This window comes from Nocardia sp. BMG51109 (assembly GCF_000526215.1).
Lineage (GTDB): Bacteria > Actinomycetota > Actinomycetes > Mycobacteriales > Mycobacteriaceae > Nocardia.
This window is the reverse complement of sequence record NZ_JAFQ01000004.1, coordinates 3,868,070-3,885,776: the sequence shown is the minus strand read 5'-3', so window position 1 is coordinate 3,885,776 and position 17,707 is coordinate 3,868,070. Positions and strand designations below refer to the sequence as shown.

The following is a 17,707-nucleotide window of genomic DNA, read 5'->3' as shown; positions in this document are numbered from 1 at the left end:
CCACAGATCCTGCTGTGCGGCAACGGTTCCCGTCGCTCGTGACTACCGGTCGGCCGGATCCCCGTCGACGACGTAGATGCCGTCCTCGGCCAGCCGGGCCTGATCCGACAGCAGCATGTCCGCCTCCAGGCCCCGGATCCGGTCGGCCGGAGTACCGTCCGCGCCCAGCCGGCGGTCGACGGGCCGCTCGTACAGCGGTGCCCCGCCGCACATGGCCTCGGTGAACCGCTGCCGACCGGCCAGCTGCCGCCGCTCGGCCCGGCGCAGATACTCCTCGCGCCGCTGCGGGTCGACGGCCTGGACGAACGCCTGCGGATGCACGATCGCCAGCAGCCCGGACACGTGCCCGAAGCCGAGCGAGGTGACCAGACCGGCCTTGAGCGCGAACCGATCTCCGAACCGCAGCGGCTCCCGCGCCCACACCAGGTGCGGGTACTCCCGCATCTTGTCGTCGACACAGTCGAGGCTGCGGTTCGGCGGCACCACGCCCTGTTCCAGCACCTGGCACAGGCCGATCAGCTGGAAGGCCGCCGCACCGCCCTTCGCGTGCCCGGTCAGCGACTTCTGCGAGACCACGAACAGCGGCGCGCCGTCCGAGCGGCCCAGCGCACCGGCCAGCCGCTCGTGCAGCTCGGACTCGTTGGGATCGTTTGCCGCCGTGGAGGTGTCGTGCTTGGAGAGCACGGCGATGTCGTCGGGTGTCACACCCAGCTTGCGCAGCTCGGACGCCAGCCGCGACCGCGCACCGCCGCGCCCGGCGCTCAGCGCGCCCAGCCCCGGCGCCGGGATCGAGGTGTGCACGCCGTCGGCGAAGGACTGCGCGTAGGCCACCACGCCCAGCACCGGCAGACCCAGCTCCAGTGCGACGTCACCGCGGGCCAGCAGAACCGTTCCGCCGCCCTGGGATTCGACGAATCCGCCGCGGCGGCGGTCGTTGGCCCGGGAGAAGTAGCGGTCGCTGATGCCCTTGGCGCTCATCGCCGCCGAATCCGCGGTGGCCGACATGTTGCCGAAGCCGACGATGCCCTCGATACCGAGATCGTCGAAACCGCCCGCGACCACGACGTCGGCCTTGCCGAGCCGGATCTTGTCGGCGCCCTCCTCGACCGACACCGCGGCCGTCGCACAGGCCGCGACCGGATGCACCATCCCGCCGTAGCTGCCGATGTAGGACTGAACCACATGTGCCAGAGCGACATTCGGCAGCGCCTCCTGCAGGATGTCGTTCGCGTGCGGCTCGCCGAGCAGGTTGTCGATGTACAGCGAGCGCATCGAGGACATGCCGCCCATGCCGGTGCCCTGGGTGTTGGCCACCAGCGACGGGTGGATCCAGCGCATCAGTTCGGCCGGGCCGAAGCCGGCGGACAGGAACGCGTCGACGGTGCAGACGATGTTCCACAGCGCGACCCGGTCCACCGAGCCCGCCATATCCGGCGAGATGCCCCACTTGGTCGGATCCCAGCCCGCGGGGATCTGGCCGCCGACCGTGCGGGACAGCTTCGCCTTGCGCGGCACCCGAATCTCGGTGCCCGCCTGGCGGGTCACCTGCCAGTCGCCCGAGTCGGGCACCGGCGTGATCACCGTGTGCTCCGGGTCGGCGGCGTGGAAGGTCCGCGCCTCGGCCTCGCTGGTGACCACGAACGACAGGTCCTTGTCCAGGAACACCGAGGTCAGCAGCGGCGCGGCGTTGTCGACCATGGCACCGTCGTCGCCGTAGCGGCGCACGCCGCAGCGCTCCACGACCGTGTCGTGGTAGCGGTCGGCCAGCTCGGACTCCTCGACGTACTCCCCGGACTCGGCGTCGTACCAGCCCGGCTCGGGATCGTTCTCCCAGGTGACCAGGCCGGTCGTCCAGGCCAGCTCGAGCACTCCGGCCGCGGACAGCTCGTCGGAGACCTCCATCTCGAAACGGGTCCGCGCGGAACCGTACGGGCCGAGTTCACCCGCACCGACGATGACCACCATGTCGGTGAGATCGGCCGTCACCGAACCCCATTCGGGTACCGGCAGCGCCGAGGTCAGCGTGGGCGGGGCCGGCAGCGCGGGAATCGTGCGCTCGGCCTCGGATCCGGTTGCGGCGGCCCCGAACTCGGCCTGCTCGGCCTGCCCGGCCTCCTCGGCCTCCCTGGCCAGCGCGGGCAGATCCAGCTTGGCGCGCGCCAGGCCACCGGTCAGGTCGATCTGCTGCGGCCCGGACGCGGTCACGACGCGGGCCCGGTTGGTGCACCACTTGAGCAGCTCGTCGGCGATCTCCACCGTGGACCAGGTGTGCACACCGGCCTTCTCGACCGCGGCGACCAGGGGATCGTTGTGCCCCATCAGCCCGGTGCCGCGCACCCAGCCGATCAGCGCGTGCACCAGGGTGACCCGCTGCGACCACGACTTCTCCACACGCCACTTGGCCACCACGGCGTCCAGCGCCGCCTTCGCCTCACCGTAGGCACCGTCACCGCCGAAGATGCCGCGGTTCGGCGAACCCGGCAGCACCACATGCAGTTTCGCGTCCACGTCGTGATCGGCGCCCAGCTTCGACAGACCGCCGATGAGCCGCTCCACCGACCACAGCAGCACCCGCATCTCCATCTCGGCGCGGGCACCCGCGTCGGACAGGTCGCCCGCCACGCGCGGCGCCGCGAACGGCAGCAGCAGCGTCGGGGTCATCGCCGGCTTGACGAGAACCTTTGCGCCACCGGCGTTGTCGGTCTGCTCGTTGCCCACCCAGTCGATCAGCGCGTCGACATCGGAGTAGGACGCCATATTGGCGGGCACCACCCAGAGGGCGGCGCCGTGCCGCGCGTTGTCGCGGTAGAGCCGCTTGTAGAACGACAGCCGATCGTCGTCGAGCCTCGAGGTGGTGACGATGACGGTCGCACCGCCGGCCAGCAGCCGACCGGCGCTGGCGGCCGCGATGGATCCCTTACTGGCGCCGGTGATCACGGCGATATCCGACGTCCAGGCCCCCACCTGCTCGGCGTCCAGCGCCGCCTCGGCGATCGCCCGGTAGGCGCCGGCGAGTACCGAGCGAGCCTCCGACATCGCCCGCTGCCGCCACCAGTTCGCCTGCGCCGCAACGGCTTCGCCGGACCCGCGGTAGCCCTCGACGGACAGGTCGGCAGCGCCCACGGCGGCATCGTCGGCGAGCCACAGCCGCGCCAGATCCTCGCGGGCGCTCGCCCAGCGGTCGTCGATCAGCACCGCCTTGCGGCCGTCGAACGCGGGCGCGACCAGCCGCGGCCAGTCCGACCCGAGTTCGGCCGACACCAGATCCACCAGCGCCTCGTCGGACGCCTCCGGGGCCGACACCTTCTCGTCGAGCCCCAACTGCTCGAGCACCACCCGGGCCGCCGTGGCCAGTACGCCGTGGCGGCCGGTGATCTGCTCGGTGAACTCGCCCAGCGCCGCCGCGTCGACGGTCGCACCGCCGCCGCCACCGGCCGAGGGCAGCGAGACGCTGATCCCGCGCCGCGCCGCCACCGACTGCACGGCGGCGTCGATCGCGGCATCCACCGCGGCACCGTCGCCGAGCGCACCGGCGACGAGGCCACCCAGGTCGCCACCGCGAACGCTGGCGCCCTCGCGGGTGCCGAGCGACACCTCGGCGGTGACGTGATGGGCCCAGCCGTCGCCGAGCTCCCAGACCTTCTTGACGCGGTCGGCGATGGACGCCGGCCGCTTACCGGAGGGGCCGAACACCTTGCGCAGATGGTCGCCGACGGCGTCGGACAGCACCGAGCCGAACGGCTTGTAGGTGCGGGCCAGCCGCTCCACGGTGGCCGACAGCGCGCCCATATCGGCATCGGCGGCGCCGTCGATGGCACCCAGCGACAGCTCCGACCCGAGGTCGACCAGCAGCTGGTTGCGCCGCGAGGACACGCCGTCGCACAGGGCCTCGATGGTGTCCACCGGGCCGATCTGGTCCAGGCGCAGCTTGGTCCACAGCGCGATCAGGACCCGGGTGGCATCCGCGGCGGTGAACGGGATGTCGTCCGGCCGCGGGCCTCCGGCGGGCACCGGGGCCGGGGCGGCCGCGGGCGCCGGGGTCGCGGGTGTCTCCGAGACCTGCTCGGCCACAGCCTCTTCCGGCTCCTCCACCGGCGCCGGATCGGTGTCGGTGGCGTACACGACGCCGGACTCGCGCTCGATGTTGAGCACCTCCACCTTGGCGGTGGAGAACTGCGGCTGCTTGAGCGTGTTGGTGGCCATGTTCGCCACGGTCGGCGTTGCGGCCAAGCCGATCTCGACGAACCGCTCGACCCCGAGACCGCCCTCCGCCGGATCGGCGAACAGCAGATCCTGGGTCTCGATCCAGCGCACCGGGCTGGCGAACTGCCAGGCCAGCAGCTCGATCAGGACCAGCCGGCACAGCTCGGCCGGGCGCGCCGACCAGTCGTCCCAGTTCGCCAGCACCTGTGCGAGCGGCTCGGACGGCACGTACCCGGCGATCTCGGCGATGAAGTCGTGCTCCAGCGAGAACGGCCGCGGCACCAGGTTCGGAACGTAGCGCCCGGCAAGGATTTCCGGATCCACGTTCGCCGGCAGCAAATCCGCCAGCCTGTTCCGGAACTCCGGCACACCCTCGCGCAGCACGGTGGAATGGAACGGCACGTCGATGCCGGGCACCAGCACGAAGGCCCGCTTGCCGCCGAACTCGGCGCGGCGGCGCTCGATTTCGGTCTCCAGCTCCTCGAGGCCCCTGACCGTGCCCGCGATCGCGTACTGCGAACCGCGCAGGTTGAGGTTGACCACCTCCAGGAACTCTCCAGCACGAGCTCCGATTTCGCCGATGAAGCCGATCACCTCGGCGTCGGGCAGCCCGATCTGCGACGGCCGGATGGCAGCCATCCGATAATCGCTGCGGCCCTGCGCATCCCGGGGCACCAGCTCGTGCATCGCCGACCCGCGCTGGAACACCACCTCCAGCACCGCCTCCAGCGGCAGCACCCCGGCCACGGCGGCCAGCGCGTTGTACTCGCCGACCGAATGCCCGGCCAGCATCGCACCCTCGACGAAGGCCCCGGACTCGCGCAGCTCGGCCACCTGGGCGACACCGAGGGTCGCCATCGCGACCTGGGTGAACTGGGTCAGGTGCAGAACACCCTGCGGGTGGCGGTATTCCACGCCGCGGGCCTTGAGGTAGGTCGGGTTGTCGCGCACCACGGCCAGGATGGAGAAGCCCAGCGCCTCGCGGGTGTGCTTGTCCGCGCGATCCCAGATCTCCTTGGCGGCCTTGGAGCGGGACCGCGCGTCCAGGCCCATCCCCTTGCTCTGGATGCCCTGGCCGGGGAAGGCGTAGACGGTCTTCGGCGCGGCCAGCCGGCCCGTCGCCGTCATCACGAGGTCGCCACCGGCGCGGCAGGACACCTCGACGATCTCGCCGCCCCGGTCGAGGGCGATCCGCTCGACGCGCACGTCGATCTCCGCGCCCGGGCGCACCATGCCGAGGAACCGGGTGGTCCACGCGGTCAGAGACCGTGCGGGGACCGGAGATTCGGGATCCACGGCCGACACGGCGTGCTGCGCGGCGGCAGACAGCCACATGCCGTGCACGATCGGGCTGCCCAGCCCGGCCAGCTTGGCGGCATTGTCGCTGGTGTGGATCGGGTTGTGGTCACCGGACACCGACGCGAACGCGGCCATGGCGCGCGGGGCGACCATGGTGAGGTCGCGACGGCGGCGGCGCGGCGTGTCGACGGCGTCGCCGGAGACCGTGCCCGCCGCCCGCGGCGGATCGGTCAGCTCGCCGGCTCCGTTGCGGCCGCGAATCGCGAACCGCTCCACCAGCTTCGCCACGGCCGGGGTCTCGAGGCCGTGATCGCGCATGACGCCGACGGTCACGGTCACCTCGACGACGCGGCCCAGGTTCGTGTCGAGCACCTCGCCCGATTCGGCGCGCACGGTGAGAACCGCGGCGCTGTCGGGCAGTTCGCGCACCAGCTCGATCCGGTGGTCGAGGTGCACCAGGTCGAGCATGCCCTCGATGACGCCGATGGCGGTCTCGCCCCCGGTGCGGGCCGCGCCCAGCACGGCGAACACCGCCGGCCAGCAGGCGCCCACGAGCACGTCCGGCACGGTGCGGCCGATGGTGCTCAGGGTCGGCGGCAGGCCGGAGCCGGTGACACCGGAGTGGTCGGCGATCAGGTCCGGGGTCCACGCCAGATTCACGTGCGCGACATGGCTTTCGGCCTCGCCCGCGCCGCCGGTGACGGACTTGACCTCCGGCAGCGACTGTCCGGCCGCGACGGCCAGCAGCGCCGACATGGCCTGCTCGGCGTCGGCCTCCGTGATCACCGGGGCACCGCCGTTGTAGACCGAGGCGGGGACCGTCATCCGGATCCGCACCGCCTGACCCGAATCCGGGCCGCCCGAAAGCGCCAGCGGCACCGTCAGTTCCACGTAGGCGTGGTCGGTGTCGGGCCCCTCGGTGGCGCTCAGCGTGGCGCCGGTCGGGCGGTGCACGGCGCCCCGGCCGTTGACGGTCCACTCGTGCAGATCGCCGAGCCGGTGGATCGGGTTGACCGTGGTGCGCCCGGCCCACTGCACGTCCGGTGCGGCGAGCACGATGTCGATCGCTCCGGCCGCCACCTCGACGCGGCGGCGGCCGTCGACGGCCTGCGGGGTGACGCCGCCACGCATCAGCGAGTAGGCGGTGTTCTGCTCGAACCGGTCCAGCAGCTCGCCGACGGGCTCGTCGGCGCGGGTGATGCCGGCGACCGAGACGGTGCCCGGAATGACGCACACCTGGTCGGCGGAGTAGCGCGGATCGTGTGCCTGCCACAGCGAATCCGAGCGCCACCAGCGGCGCACGTCGGCGTCCACGACCGGCACGAAGTTCACCGGCTTGCCGGGGGTCTTGCACAGCGAGACGAAGAACGGCACATCGGCCGGATGCAGCACGGTGCTGTCGATGGCCGAGTACCGTTCCCGCAGTGCGCGGATCGCCTCCACCGGCCGCTCGAACGCGGTGTCGTCGGCGAACAGCGTCGGGATCTCGCCGCGGTCGGCCGGATGCAGCCGGGATTCGGTGCGGCGCATCATCTCCGCGAACCGGTCGCGCCAGGTGATGTCCACCCACACCGAGCGGGTGGCGTCGGCGATGGCGTCGCCGAGGTCGGTGCCGCAGTCGAAATCCTTGCGGCGGTCGAGTGCGGGGCGAGCCTGCGGAGTGTCCGCGGCGAGTTCGACGTAGCGCTGCAGCCATTCCAGGTAGGTCATGCCGGCGACGTCCCCGAAATACGGCTTGGCCGTGCGGTCCAGCGCCTCGATGATCTCCGCGCGCCGCTCGGCGACCGCCGCACCGTCGCCCGCCACCTCGTCGAGCAGCCGGCCGGTGCGCGAGGCGGAGTTGTCGATCTCGTGGATGTCGGCGCCCAATTGGCTACGGCCGGAAGCCATTCCGCCGGAGGCCGTGCCCGCACCGACCCAGTCGGGGGTGCCGGGGGTGTCGACCAGCAACTGCTTGACCTCGGGCGCGGTGGTCGACTCCAGCGCCGCCATGGCGGCGGTGCCGACCAGCACACCGTCCAGCGGCATGGCCGGATAGCCGTGTGCCACAGCCCATTCGCCGGTCAGGTACTCGGTGGAACGTTCGGGGGTGCCGATGCCGCCGCCGACGCACACCACGACGTTGGCGCGGTTGCGCAGTTCGGCGTAGGTCTCCAGCAGCAGGTCGTCCAGGTCTTCCCAGGAATGGTGCCCGCCGGCCCGGCCGCCCTCGACGTGCATGATCACCGGGTAGTCCGGCACCGCGTCGGCGATCCGCAGCACGGCCCGGATCTGCGCGACCGTGCCGGGCTTGAACGCGACGTGGGTGATGCCGACCTCGGTGAGCTCCTCGATCAGCGCCACCGCCTCGTCGAGTTCCGGAATGCCGGCGGTGACGATCACGCCGTCGAACGGAGCGCCCGCCGAGCGGGCCCGCTGCACCAGCCGCTTGCCGCCCAGCTGCAACTTCCACAGGTAGGGGTCGAGGAACAGCGAATTGAACTGCACCGCACGGCCCGGCCGCAGCAGCGTCTTCAGTTCCTCGACGCGATCGGCGAAGATCTGCTCGGTGACCTGGCCGCCACCCGCGAGTTCCGCCCAGTGGCCCGCATTCGCCGCGGCGGCAACGATTTTCGCGTCGACGGTGGTGGGCGTCATGCCGGCCAGCAGGATCGGCGAACGCCCGGTGAGCCGGGTGAAGGCGGTCTCGACCACGACGCGGCCGTTCGGCAGCCGCACCGGCTTGGGCGCGAACGCCGTCCACGCGGACGCCACCTCGGGCGCGGCGCCGGGGGTGAACAGGGCACGCTGACCGGCACGGGTCGCTACCGCAACCGCACCGACGCCGGTGCCCTTCAGGGAGCCGTGGGTGAGCCGGGTCAGCAGGTCACCGGGCCCCAGATCCAGGATCCAGTGCGCACCGGTGGCCGCCACCTCGTCGACGGTGCCCACCCAGTCCACCGGTTCGACCAGGATCCGGCGGGCCAGCCGCTCGGCGGACTCGGTGTCGATGCCGCACTGACCCGCCCACGCCGTCACCAGATCCACGGTGTCGGTCAGCGCGGGGTGGTGGAACCCGATCTCGACGCCGACATACTCGAAGACCGGCGCGAACACCGACCCGCCGCGCTTCTTCGCCTCCCGGTCGCGGGTCTGTGCGTCGTGGATCTCCGCACACCGCTGCCGCACCCGCTCCAGCTGAGTCACGGTGCCCGACAGCACGACTCGGCGGCGCCCGTTGCGAATCGACACGGCGGCGGCGGCATTCGGATCCACCCCCTGTGCGACCTCGTCCACCACGGCCTGCAACTGCTCGGGATCGACGTTGGACACCGCCATCATCGGTGACTTCTCGCCCACCGGAATCGAACCGCGCCGCCGGCCCACCAGAGTCGCCGCCGCGCCGATCAATTGGGCCAGCGCCAGCAGCTCGGCATCCCGCGCGCCGCGCGCCTCGACCGCCTCCACCGCCAGCAGGCCCTGGGAGTGACCGACGACCGCGACGGGCGCATGCTCGGCCGGGTCCAGCCCCTGCAGCCGCAGCGCCCGCAGCGCCGCCACCTGCGCCAGGCACACCCCCGGCACGGAGATCGCGGCCGAGCGCAGCACCTGCTCCGGCGGCGCCGCCGACACCTCTCCCTGGTCGGGATCGGCGAGGTCGTCCTCCAGCATCCAAGCGACCGGATCGAAGCCGACCGGCCGCACCACCAGCAGTTGGTCCGCCACCGGCTGCAACATCGCGGCCGCCTCGTTCACGAGTGCGGTCAGCTCGGGCTCGAGTGCGCTGTCACGCCCGATCTGCTCCAGCTCCCCCAGCCACTGCGCGCCCTGCCCGCCGAAGGCCAGCGCATACGTCTCCCCGGCCAGCAGCCGGTCCAGCAGTGACGACTTGATCGCCGTATCCGAAGTTCCCCCAACCATCTTGGCGTCCGATCCGGTTCCGGTGCTCTCGTTGATCGTCAAGACGTTCGACTTCCTAACTCGTGGCGGCTGGTCCCTCGTGGGGGCCGCTGTCCATGCGCAGGTGTCCCTCGCCCCTGAGGACCTGATGAAACCCGAGGATGACACAGAATCATGAGGAAATCCTCACGTTTGCCACCGCCCCCGACCGTTACCCCGGAGTATTTCGGTACGTCCGTACAAGAACACCCCGAAACATGACCCTCCCTCATATTTGAACCCGCTGGTCCACCCGGTTACACCGCCGTAGGAAAGTTGAGGGTCCCTCATATTGCCCGTTACCGCATTGTTATAATTGCAGGTGGGGTTACTCATGGGTACGAAACACCCGAAGGGAACTTCGCGTTGCCGGTCAAGCCCGGTAGAGTTTGGACGGTCGTACCATCACGCGCGAGTGGCGGAATTGGCAGACGCGCTGGATTTAGGTTCCAGTGTCTTCGGACGTAGGGGTTCAAGTCCCCTCTCGCGCACAGATTCCCGGCAGATCCGCCGGATATGCGCGCCGTGTGTTCGAGCGCACTCGAACACACGGAGGTGACCTGGGAAAATGCGCACCCACCTGCGACGATTTCCGACAGATCCGCCAGGATCGGCGATCGACGGCCCCCACACCGGATGCGAACGGGGCCCCGCCGCTCATCCCCCCGCAGGCGCCGCTGGAACAGCTGATTCTCGGCCCCGTGCCCGGTCCGCCGGAACCCGCACCGGAACCGGATGACGACCTTCTGTACGGCGTATCGACACTCGGCGAAGCAGGCAGAGTCCTCGACCGATATGTGATGGCGGCACTCGATCGGCCACCGGGAACGCACTTGCAGATCCAGCCGCTGGACGACGTCCTGCTCGTCGGTCCTGCTCCGGACGGTCCGGTCCGCGTCACCGCCGACAGCTATTTCCGCATCCCCTTCCGCCAACGACGCCGAGTCGGCCTCCTCATCGGCCACCGCGTCCTGCTGACCGGCCGTCGTAGCCGCGGAACGCTTCTCATCCATCCACCGACCGCTGGCAGCCGGTCTCCCCCACGTCGGAAACATGGTGTACTTCCAGCATCCGGACGGGGAATGGGAAAGCGGGCTGCACCCGGACCAGACCGTCATCAGCAAGGTTCTCGCCCTCACACCGTTGCGCGAGCGCATCATCCGCTCCGCCACGCGCAGCCGCTCAGAGGCCGGGCGGATCGAGAAACGGCGCAAGGCCCTGGGCAGCAAACCAGTGTTCGCCGGCACCCGCATCCCCGTCGACACTGTCCGCCGCTACCTCGCCGCCGGTAAGACCCCGGACGAGATCTCGGCCGCCTACCCGGATTCATATCTCCGGTAGCGGTTTCGGCTACTTCGACGTGTGACGGTGACTCGGTGGCCCAGCGACCGCAATCACCTCGTCACGACCCGTTTGCGCGTGTTCCGCGCAGTTTCTGGATACCTTCCGACTCGGAATCGGAGGCGGCCTACTTCGCGGTCGGGTCTGTGGCGGCGGCGCCGGGTCGGTCTGCCATTCCTGCCCGCATTCCGATCACGGCGGCCTCTCCACGCGAGGACACGTCGAGCTTTTTCAGCAATCCGGCAACATGGAACTTGACCGTGCTCTCGGCGACACCCAGTTCGGCCGCGATGGCCTTGTTGCGCCTGCCCGCCGCGATGAGCGCCAGAACTTCTCGTTCGCGGCGGTTCAAACTCGTCAGCTCGTGCCGCTGGGCAGGGGCGGCGGGCGGGTCGAGCGGGAGGCTGATGGTCACCCTGCTGCCCCAGCCCGGTAGTACTTCGATATTCCATTCGGCGTGCAGGGTTTGGACTCTGCCTTCGAGGCTGTGTCGTACGGTGGCCGAATCCAGGCGGCCCGCTGCGTCGTCGCGGATGTCGACGATGAGCCGATCCGCGGCACAGCTCCAGGCGATGCGCAGGCGTTCGAGGTCGGGTTGCGCCGCGAAGGCGAGCACGACGGATTGTGTCATCGCGCGGGCGCCGTGGGCGACCTCGCCCGGCAGGCGCCGGCCGTCGAGCGGCGGCGCGACGAATTCGGCGGTTATCTGCCGATGGTGCAGCAGTGGTCCCAGGTCTCGCCGCAACCGTTCGAAAGCGGAGACCGGTGCCTCTTCGGTAAGCGCCTGATCGGTCTCGCGCGCCGAGCGCAGCTCGATCAACGCATCCGAGGCGGCCGATGCCGCTGTGGTGCGCGCCCGCTGGTCGTCCAGTCCGGGCGAGCGCAGTGTCAGGAGCAGACTGCCGAGCACGGCTTCGTGGGCGGCGGTCAGTTCGGCCACCGCGCGGGCCCGCGCGGTCGACGCTGCCCGTGACTCCGCCAGGTAGTCCGGGCTGGCCTGTACCACCTGCTGCCGGATCGAGGTCGCCACCATCCCGAATACGGCCATGAGTTGGGCCGGACACGGCAGCTGCCGGGGATGCGGCGGAACGAGGACCAGGAGGGTGTCCACGCGGTCCCGTACTGCCCAGACCCACCGCCGGCCCCCGGTCAACGCTGCCTCGCCGGCGTAGCAGCCGGCCGGCTCGACAGCTGATTTGAGTTCCTCGAGCTCCGCGATGGTGATCCGGTCGACGATTTCCTCGGCACCGGCCACCTTGCGCGGCCGGCCGGTACATTCCCGGGTGAAGATCACCAACGCCCGATGCGGCCAATCACCGGCCAGAAAGCGTGACAGCCGAGACGCGATCCCCACCAGGGAGCCATCCACCACCTCTCGCAGTCCCGGCAATACGGACGCTCCCACGTCCGGCTGCACTATCGCCACATCACTCACCATCCCGAATGTAGAACCACCTGAGGCTCGGGCGGGGGCCGCGCACGGAGCCATCCAACAGGATAGGTTTTCCCGTCCCTTCGGTCAGGTCCGCACACAGTCGCCTGCCGATACCGTCGATCCAGCCATGCGATACGACGCATGGTTGCCCTCGTTCGACGTCATCGGAGGATCAACCCGAATGCCACAGCAGGTCCGCGGAGTCATCGCCCGGAAGCCCGGTGCGCCGGTCGAACTGACCGATATCGTCATTCCCGACCCCGGCCCGGGGGAGGTCGTGGTGTCGGTGGCCGCGTGCGGGGTGTGCCATACCGACCTCACCTACCGTGAAGGTGGCATCAACGACGAGTTCCCGTTCCTGCTGGGCCACGAAGCGGCCGGCACCATCGAGAGCGTCGGCGAGGGGGTCGACTCCGTCGCGGTCGGCGATTTCGTAGTGCTGAACTGGCGAGCAGTCTGCGGTAACTGCCGGGCCTGCAAGCGCGGCCGGCCGCAGTACTGTTTCGACACTTTCAACGCGACACAGAAGATGACGCTGACAGACGGCACGGAACTCACACCGGCACTCGGTATCGGCGCTTTCGCCGACAAGACCCTTGTCCACGCCGGCCAGTGCACAAAGGTCGACCCCGCGGCCGATCCGGCCGTGGCCGGTCTGATCGGCTGCGGGGTGATGGCCGGGCTCGGTGCCGCGGTGAACACCGGCAACGTCGGCCGGGGCGATTCGGTCGCGGTGATCGGCTGCGGCGGTGTCGGCGATGCCGCCATCGTGGGTGCCCGGCTGGCCGGAGCGTCGACGATCATCGCCGTGGACCGCGACGAAAAGAAACTCACTTGGGCCCGCGAACTGGGCGCCACTCACACCGTCGACGCCACCACCGCCGACACCGTCGCCGCCGTGCAAGAACTGACCGGCGGGTTCGGCGCCGACGTCGTCATCGACGCCGTCGGCCGACCCGAAACCTGGCGGCAGGCTTTCTACGCCCGCGACCTCGCCGGCACCGTGGTCCTGGTCGGCGTGCCCACCCCCGATATGCGGCTCGACATGCCGCTGATCGACTTCTTCTCCCGCGGCGGGGCGCTGAAATCCTCCTGGTACGGCGACTGCCTGCCCGAACGCGATTTCCCGATGCTGATCGACCTGTACCAGCAGGGACGACTGCCGCTGGACAAGTTCGTCACCGAACGGATCGGCCTCGACGAGGTGGAGCAGGCATTCCACACCATGCACCAGGGCAACGTGCTGCGATCGGTGGTCGTGCTGTGACCGGGCGGCTCCGCATCGAGCAGGTGGTGACCTCCGGAGTCTTCGAACTCGACGGCGGCACATGGAACGTCGACAACAACGTCTGGGTCGTCGGCAACGACGACGAGGTCGTCGTGGTCGACGCCGCACACGAGGCCGGACCCGTCATCGAAGCCATCGGCGACCGCAATGTCGTCGCCATCGTCTGCACGCATGCCCACAACGACCACATCACCTTCGCCCCCCAGCTGGCCGAGGACACCTGCGCACCCGTCCTGGTCCACCCCGGAGACGATCCCCTGTGGCAGCAGACCCATCCGAGCCAGAAGTACTGGTCACTCACCGATGCCCAGCGCATCGCGGTGGCCGGCACCGAGCTGCGCATCATCCACGCACCCGGGCATTCACCGGGATCGGTGTGCCTCTACTTCCCCGAAGCCGCCGCCCTGTTCTCCGGCGACACCCTGTTCGCCGGAGGCCCGGGAGCCACGGGCCGCTCGTTCTCCGATTTCCCCACCATCATCGGGTCCATCCGCGACCGCCTGCTCACCCTCCCCGAGCACACCCGCGTCTACACCGGCCACGGCGACGGCACCACCATCGGCACCGAAGCGCCCCACCTGGCCGAATGGATCGCGCGCGGCTACTGACCGGCTCCCTACGAACGTACCGTCCAAACCATGCTCGGAACGCATACGCGCGGCCGACCTCACCACCGTCGAACACGCGACCGGTCCGACCCGTACGTAACTCGAACACACCGCCGCGCTGACCGTCACCATGCTCCTGTTCGCCGAAAACCTCATCACCAACAGCGCCTGCGGATTCTGCGGCAGAACAGCACTCAACGACGATCGAAACCGACACTCTGATCCAGCTGCCGGACAAGCTCCGTTGCGGCAATCGGGGTTCACCACTACAGGAGGGCTACCCGCCGCCGGCCTGTTCACCATCGACGGCACCCCTCTCGTAGTCCGCGAGGACGTCGGACGGCACGACGCGGTAGACAAGGTAATCGGCTGGGCACTGCGCGAAATAGGCAGGGCGAGAACGTCTTTCGCCCAGACGGGCAGCTGTCCGGGATAACCGCCGTCGGCCCGGACCAGCCGGATGGTGGAGAACCTGCCGCGCAGTGCGGTCAGGAGTCGGTGCGCGGCGTCGCGGTCCTGGGTCGAGGCAGCGGTGACGACGGCGAGCAGCAGTCCGTTCACGCACCCGCGGGCGGTCGCGCAGTGCGTCGACGATGCGCTGCCACGCCCCGCTGTGGGACCAGCGGGCGAAGACTGCGCACACCGTCCCGGCTGGCGGGAACTCCATCGGCAGTCGCCGCCACGCGATACCACCGCGGACGATGTACAAGATGGCGTCCACTATCAGACGGCGGCAATGCTGGTCGTCTCGACGAGTCGATCAGTCCGTTGATGTCGGTGTCAGCTCGGCGCCGATTCTTTCCGAATTCCCGACTTCTCCAATTTGTCGACGATCGGGAAGGCCAGCCAGCGTGCGAAGAGAATTGCGACTGCACCTGCGACAACCTTGCCGATGATCAGCGGTACCAAAAGATTGGGTTGCACGTTCGCGGCATACGCCAGGTGGCCGCCGAGGGCGTCCGTTGCGCAAACCATGAATGCAATAGCGATCACCTTGTCCCTCGGGCGAAGTGTGGGTACCAACCGGAACAAGGCCAGCACATTCGCGAGAGCCGCGACGAGCGCAGCCGTGCCGTCAGCGCTGAGCCCTAGTCGACGACCGATCACGCCCAGCGGCTTGGTGCAATAGGTGCACAGCACATAAACCATGGGGAAGACCCCGGCCAGGATGAGGCTTACGTAGCCTGCGACTTCCAGCGCGCGGAACTGATCGACCTCGTCGGCAATGATGGGATCGAGTCCCCAGCCGCCCAGCAGTTTGCTGAAAAAGCCGGTGAAGTACTCGACGATGACAAGTGCGAAGACGATCTTGGCGAACCAGTCGACGCCGCGGCCGAACCACATGAACGTCCTGAGTGTCGCTTCAGGAGCAAAACGAAGCCCCGCGGCAATCGCGATCACCAACACAGTTACCGGCGCCAACCCTAAAAATAACGAGCCCCAACCAATATCGAATCGCCAGCTCGATTCCGCATCTGTGCTGACGTCCGGTCGCAGCATTGCACCAGTTTTGAGCGCGAGTATGCTCAGCAGCGCGCTCAGCGGGACGGTGAGGATGCCCGACATGATGCCCAATCCCAGGTAGCGGTGGTCCGCGCGCGGAATCATGGCCATGCCCACGGGAATGTAGAACACCAGTGTCGCGCCGAGCGTGAATGCGAGCAGCGAGGCGAGTATCCACCCGCCTAGGCTGTCGGCGGTAGTTTCGGCAAGCTGGTATCCGCCCATGTCGACCGCGATCAGCGAGGCGGCGATCGCAGGGTCGGCCCCCATGACGCGTAGGCCCGGGGCGACGTAATGCTCGATAAGGTTCGCAATATAGGGCAGTGCCGCCATGATGCCCGCAACCGGGATGAAAATGGGACCGATGGAATAGACACCGTCTAGAAATGCCTTCCCAACTCCACGCTCTGGACGGACGATTGCTCCGATAACCCCCACAACGACGAAGGCCATAATGATGTACATGATGATGGAACCGATTTGAGCCACGGCGAGCCCTTCTCCCGGAAGGTTGGCTGCGCGATCGGCAGATTGCACAGCCGTGGTTGTGCCTGATGTCAGGCGGCAGTTGTTGGCTTGAATTCCCGACTCTGCAGTGTGAGCCGTTTCCGCCCGCGGGCGAATGCCCCGGGTTCATTGACGGCGTGCACACTGAGAAGTTGGTCGCCGCGGTAGTATTCGATCACGAGTTTGTCCGCGGCGGGTGTTGACGATATCTGACAGCGATCGTAGCCGTCGATCAGACCGACCATCTGGAGCGCTAGATGGCCCTGGGTCGACCAAAACCAGGGCACGGGAGGCCATTCTGGCTGGCAGCCCATGATCCCTGCCGCTGCAGCCTTGGCTTGAGTGATCGAGTTGTGCACCGATTCGAGTCGCAACGGCGCCTGATCCGGCACAGGATGCGGCTGAATTGTGCAGTCACCGACTGCAAATACTCGGTGGTGACTGGTCCGACCTTGCTTGTCCACTACGATGCCGTTGGCAACCGACAATCCGAGTTGCTGGGCGAGCTCTACGCGCGGTTCCATACCGATACCCACTACGACAAGTTGAGCGGGCACACAGGTGCCGTCGTCGAGCTGAACTGCTGAGACGCGACCTCCCTTGGTGACGATGCGTTGCGCCGAGACGTTGAGGTTGACCGTCGTGCCGGTTGCTCGGTGCGCTCTCAGCAGGAAGTCCGACAGCTCGGGCGCCGCGGCGCGTCCCAGTAGGTGGGGAGCGGCTTCGATCAGGGTCACCGACTTGCCCAGCCCACCTGCGAGGGACGCGACCTCGAGACCGACGAATCCACCCCCGATGATCACGATATTCTCGGCGGTGTCGAGCTCACTGGACAGCGCCGTGGCGTCGTCGATCGTGCGCAGATAGTGCAGACCTGCCGCGTCGGCGCCAGGGATGGTCAGCCGACGCGGGCGCCCACCGACGGACAGGACCACGTATTCGAAGTTGTGTGTCCGGCCATCGGAGGACGTTGCTCGCCCGACACCCGTTGGATCTTCTGGTAGCTCGATATCGACGATGCGGGAGTTGGTCAACACGGTGATGCCGAGTTTCTGGTAAGCCTGCGCTTTACGCAGCTGCAGGTCTGCAATATCCTTAGAGCCGGTCAAGAACGCCTTCGACAGCGGGGGGCGCTGATAGGGCATGTACGGTTCGGAGCCGACGATGGTGATGTCGGCCTCGTATCCTAGATCGCGTAATGACAGCGCTGCCTGAGCACCGCCCTGTCCTGCTCCAACGATCAGCGTTCCGGTCATTGCTGAACCTCAGGAACTTCGATCTTGAGGCCGGCAAGAACTCGAGTCAGCTCTATCTGACATGCGAGCCGACTGGTCTGCCGACGCTCGGCCATCGTGCAGTCGAGCATGTCGTCTTCGAGGTCGGTAGGCGGGCCCACTCGGTCGAAATCTGCACTGTCGACATAGATATGACAGGTAGCACAAGCACCTGCTCCACCACATTCACCGATGATGCCGGGGACGCCCTCCTGCACGGCGGCCTCCATCACCGACACGCCGATGTCTGCATCGAGCTCGTGGACGCTGCCATCCTGGGCTTTGACAAAAATTGTAGTCATGATGATCCTTCGCTATTGATACTTTGGCC

The 17,707-nt window shown here is 68.5% G+C and carries 9 protein-coding genes, 1 tRNA gene and 1 pseudogene; 5 read left to right on the top strand and 6 right to left on the bottom strand.

Translation table 11 applies throughout. The features are described from left to right. Nucleotides 1-42: 42 nt before the first annotated feature. Nucleotides 43-9,444 (bottom strand): type I polyketide synthase, encoded by a 9,402-nt coding sequence (locus D892_RS0119180; RefSeq protein ID WP_024802805.1) that lies wholly within the window; start codon nt 9,442-9,444, stop codon nt 43-45. A 385-nt stretch (nt 9,445-9,829) separates the two neighbouring features. On the opposite strand from D892_RS0119180, the gene D892_RS0119175 reads away from it, so the two are divergent. Beyond that, nucleotides 9,830-9,911: transfer RNA gene (locus D892_RS0119175), tRNA-Leu, on the top strand. A gap of 562 nt (nt 9,912-10,473) precedes the next feature. Next, nucleotides 10,474-10,761, top strand: coding sequence for a DUF433 domain-containing protein (locus tag D892_RS41535; protein WP_036567241.1), 288 nt, complete (start codon nt 10,474-10,476; stop codon nt 10,759-10,761). Between the two features lie 127 nt (nt 10,762-10,888). Here D892_RS41535 and D892_RS0119165 read toward each other — a convergent pair whose 3' ends face one another. After that, nucleotides 10,889-12,181, bottom strand: a complete 1,293-nt coding sequence (locus D892_RS0119165) for a LuxR C-terminal-related transcriptional regulator (protein ID WP_369801828.1) — start codon at nt 12,179-12,181, stop codon at nt 10,889-10,891. 196 nt (nt 12,182-12,377) lie between these two features. Here D892_RS0119165 and D892_RS0119160 point away from each other — a divergent pair, with 196 nt between their 5' ends. From D892_RS0119160 to D892_RS48615, 3 genes and pseudogenes are all read left to right on the top strand, one after another. Next, entirely contained in the window at nt 12,378-13,463 is a 1,086-nt protein-coding gene (locus tag D892_RS0119160; RefSeq protein ID WP_024802803.1) for an S-(hydroxymethyl)mycothiol dehydrogenase, read from the top strand. After that, nucleotides 13,460-14,092, top strand: a complete 633-nt coding sequence (locus D892_RS0119155) for an MBL fold metallo-hydrolase (protein WP_024802802.1) — start codon at nt 13,460-13,462, stop codon at nt 14,090-14,092. The genes D892_RS0119160 and D892_RS0119155 overlap by 4 nt, the downstream gene beginning before the upstream one ends. A gap of 130 nt (nt 14,093-14,222) precedes the next feature. Continuing rightward, nucleotides 14,223-14,438, top strand: a pseudogene (locus D892_RS48615) (sulfurtransferase FdhD); the annotation flags it as partial. On the opposite strand, the gene D892_RS45350 reads toward D892_RS48615, so the two are convergent. Genes D892_RS45350 through D892_RS0119140 form a run of 4 tightly spaced genes read right to left on the bottom strand, consistent with a single transcriptional unit; the run spans nt 14,370 to nt 17,678 of the window. Beyond that, nucleotides 14,370-14,813 carry a transposase gene (locus tag D892_RS45350; RefSeq protein ID WP_232236118.1) on the bottom strand — a complete coding sequence of 148 codons (444 nt, stop codon included), beginning with the start codon at nt 14,811-14,813 and terminating at the stop codon, nt 14,370-14,372. The pseudogene D892_RS48615 and the gene D892_RS45350 sit on opposite strands and share 69 nt — an antisense overlap. Nucleotides 14,814-14,872: 59 nt before the next feature. After that, on the bottom strand, nt 14,873-16,132 hold the full coding sequence (gene eutH, locus D892_RS0119150; protein WP_232236117.1) for an ethanolamine utilization protein EutH: 1,260 nt from the start codon (nt 16,130-16,132) through the stop codon (nt 14,873-14,875). A 20-nt stretch (nt 16,133-16,152) separates the two neighbouring features. Next, a complete protein-coding gene (locus D892_RS0119145) occupies nt 16,153-17,358 on the bottom strand; it encodes an NAD(P)/FAD-dependent oxidoreductase (RefSeq protein WP_024802800.1) in 1,206 nt (401 codons plus the stop codon). Then, nucleotides 17,355-17,678 carry a 2Fe-2S iron-sulfur cluster-binding protein gene (locus tag D892_RS0119140; protein WP_024802799.1) on the bottom strand — a complete coding sequence of 108 codons (324 nt, stop codon included), beginning with the start codon at nt 17,676-17,678 and terminating at the stop codon, nt 17,355-17,357. Before D892_RS0119140 ends, D892_RS0119145 begins: the two co-directional genes overlap by 4 nt. Nucleotides 17,679-17,707 lie beyond the last annotated feature (29 nt).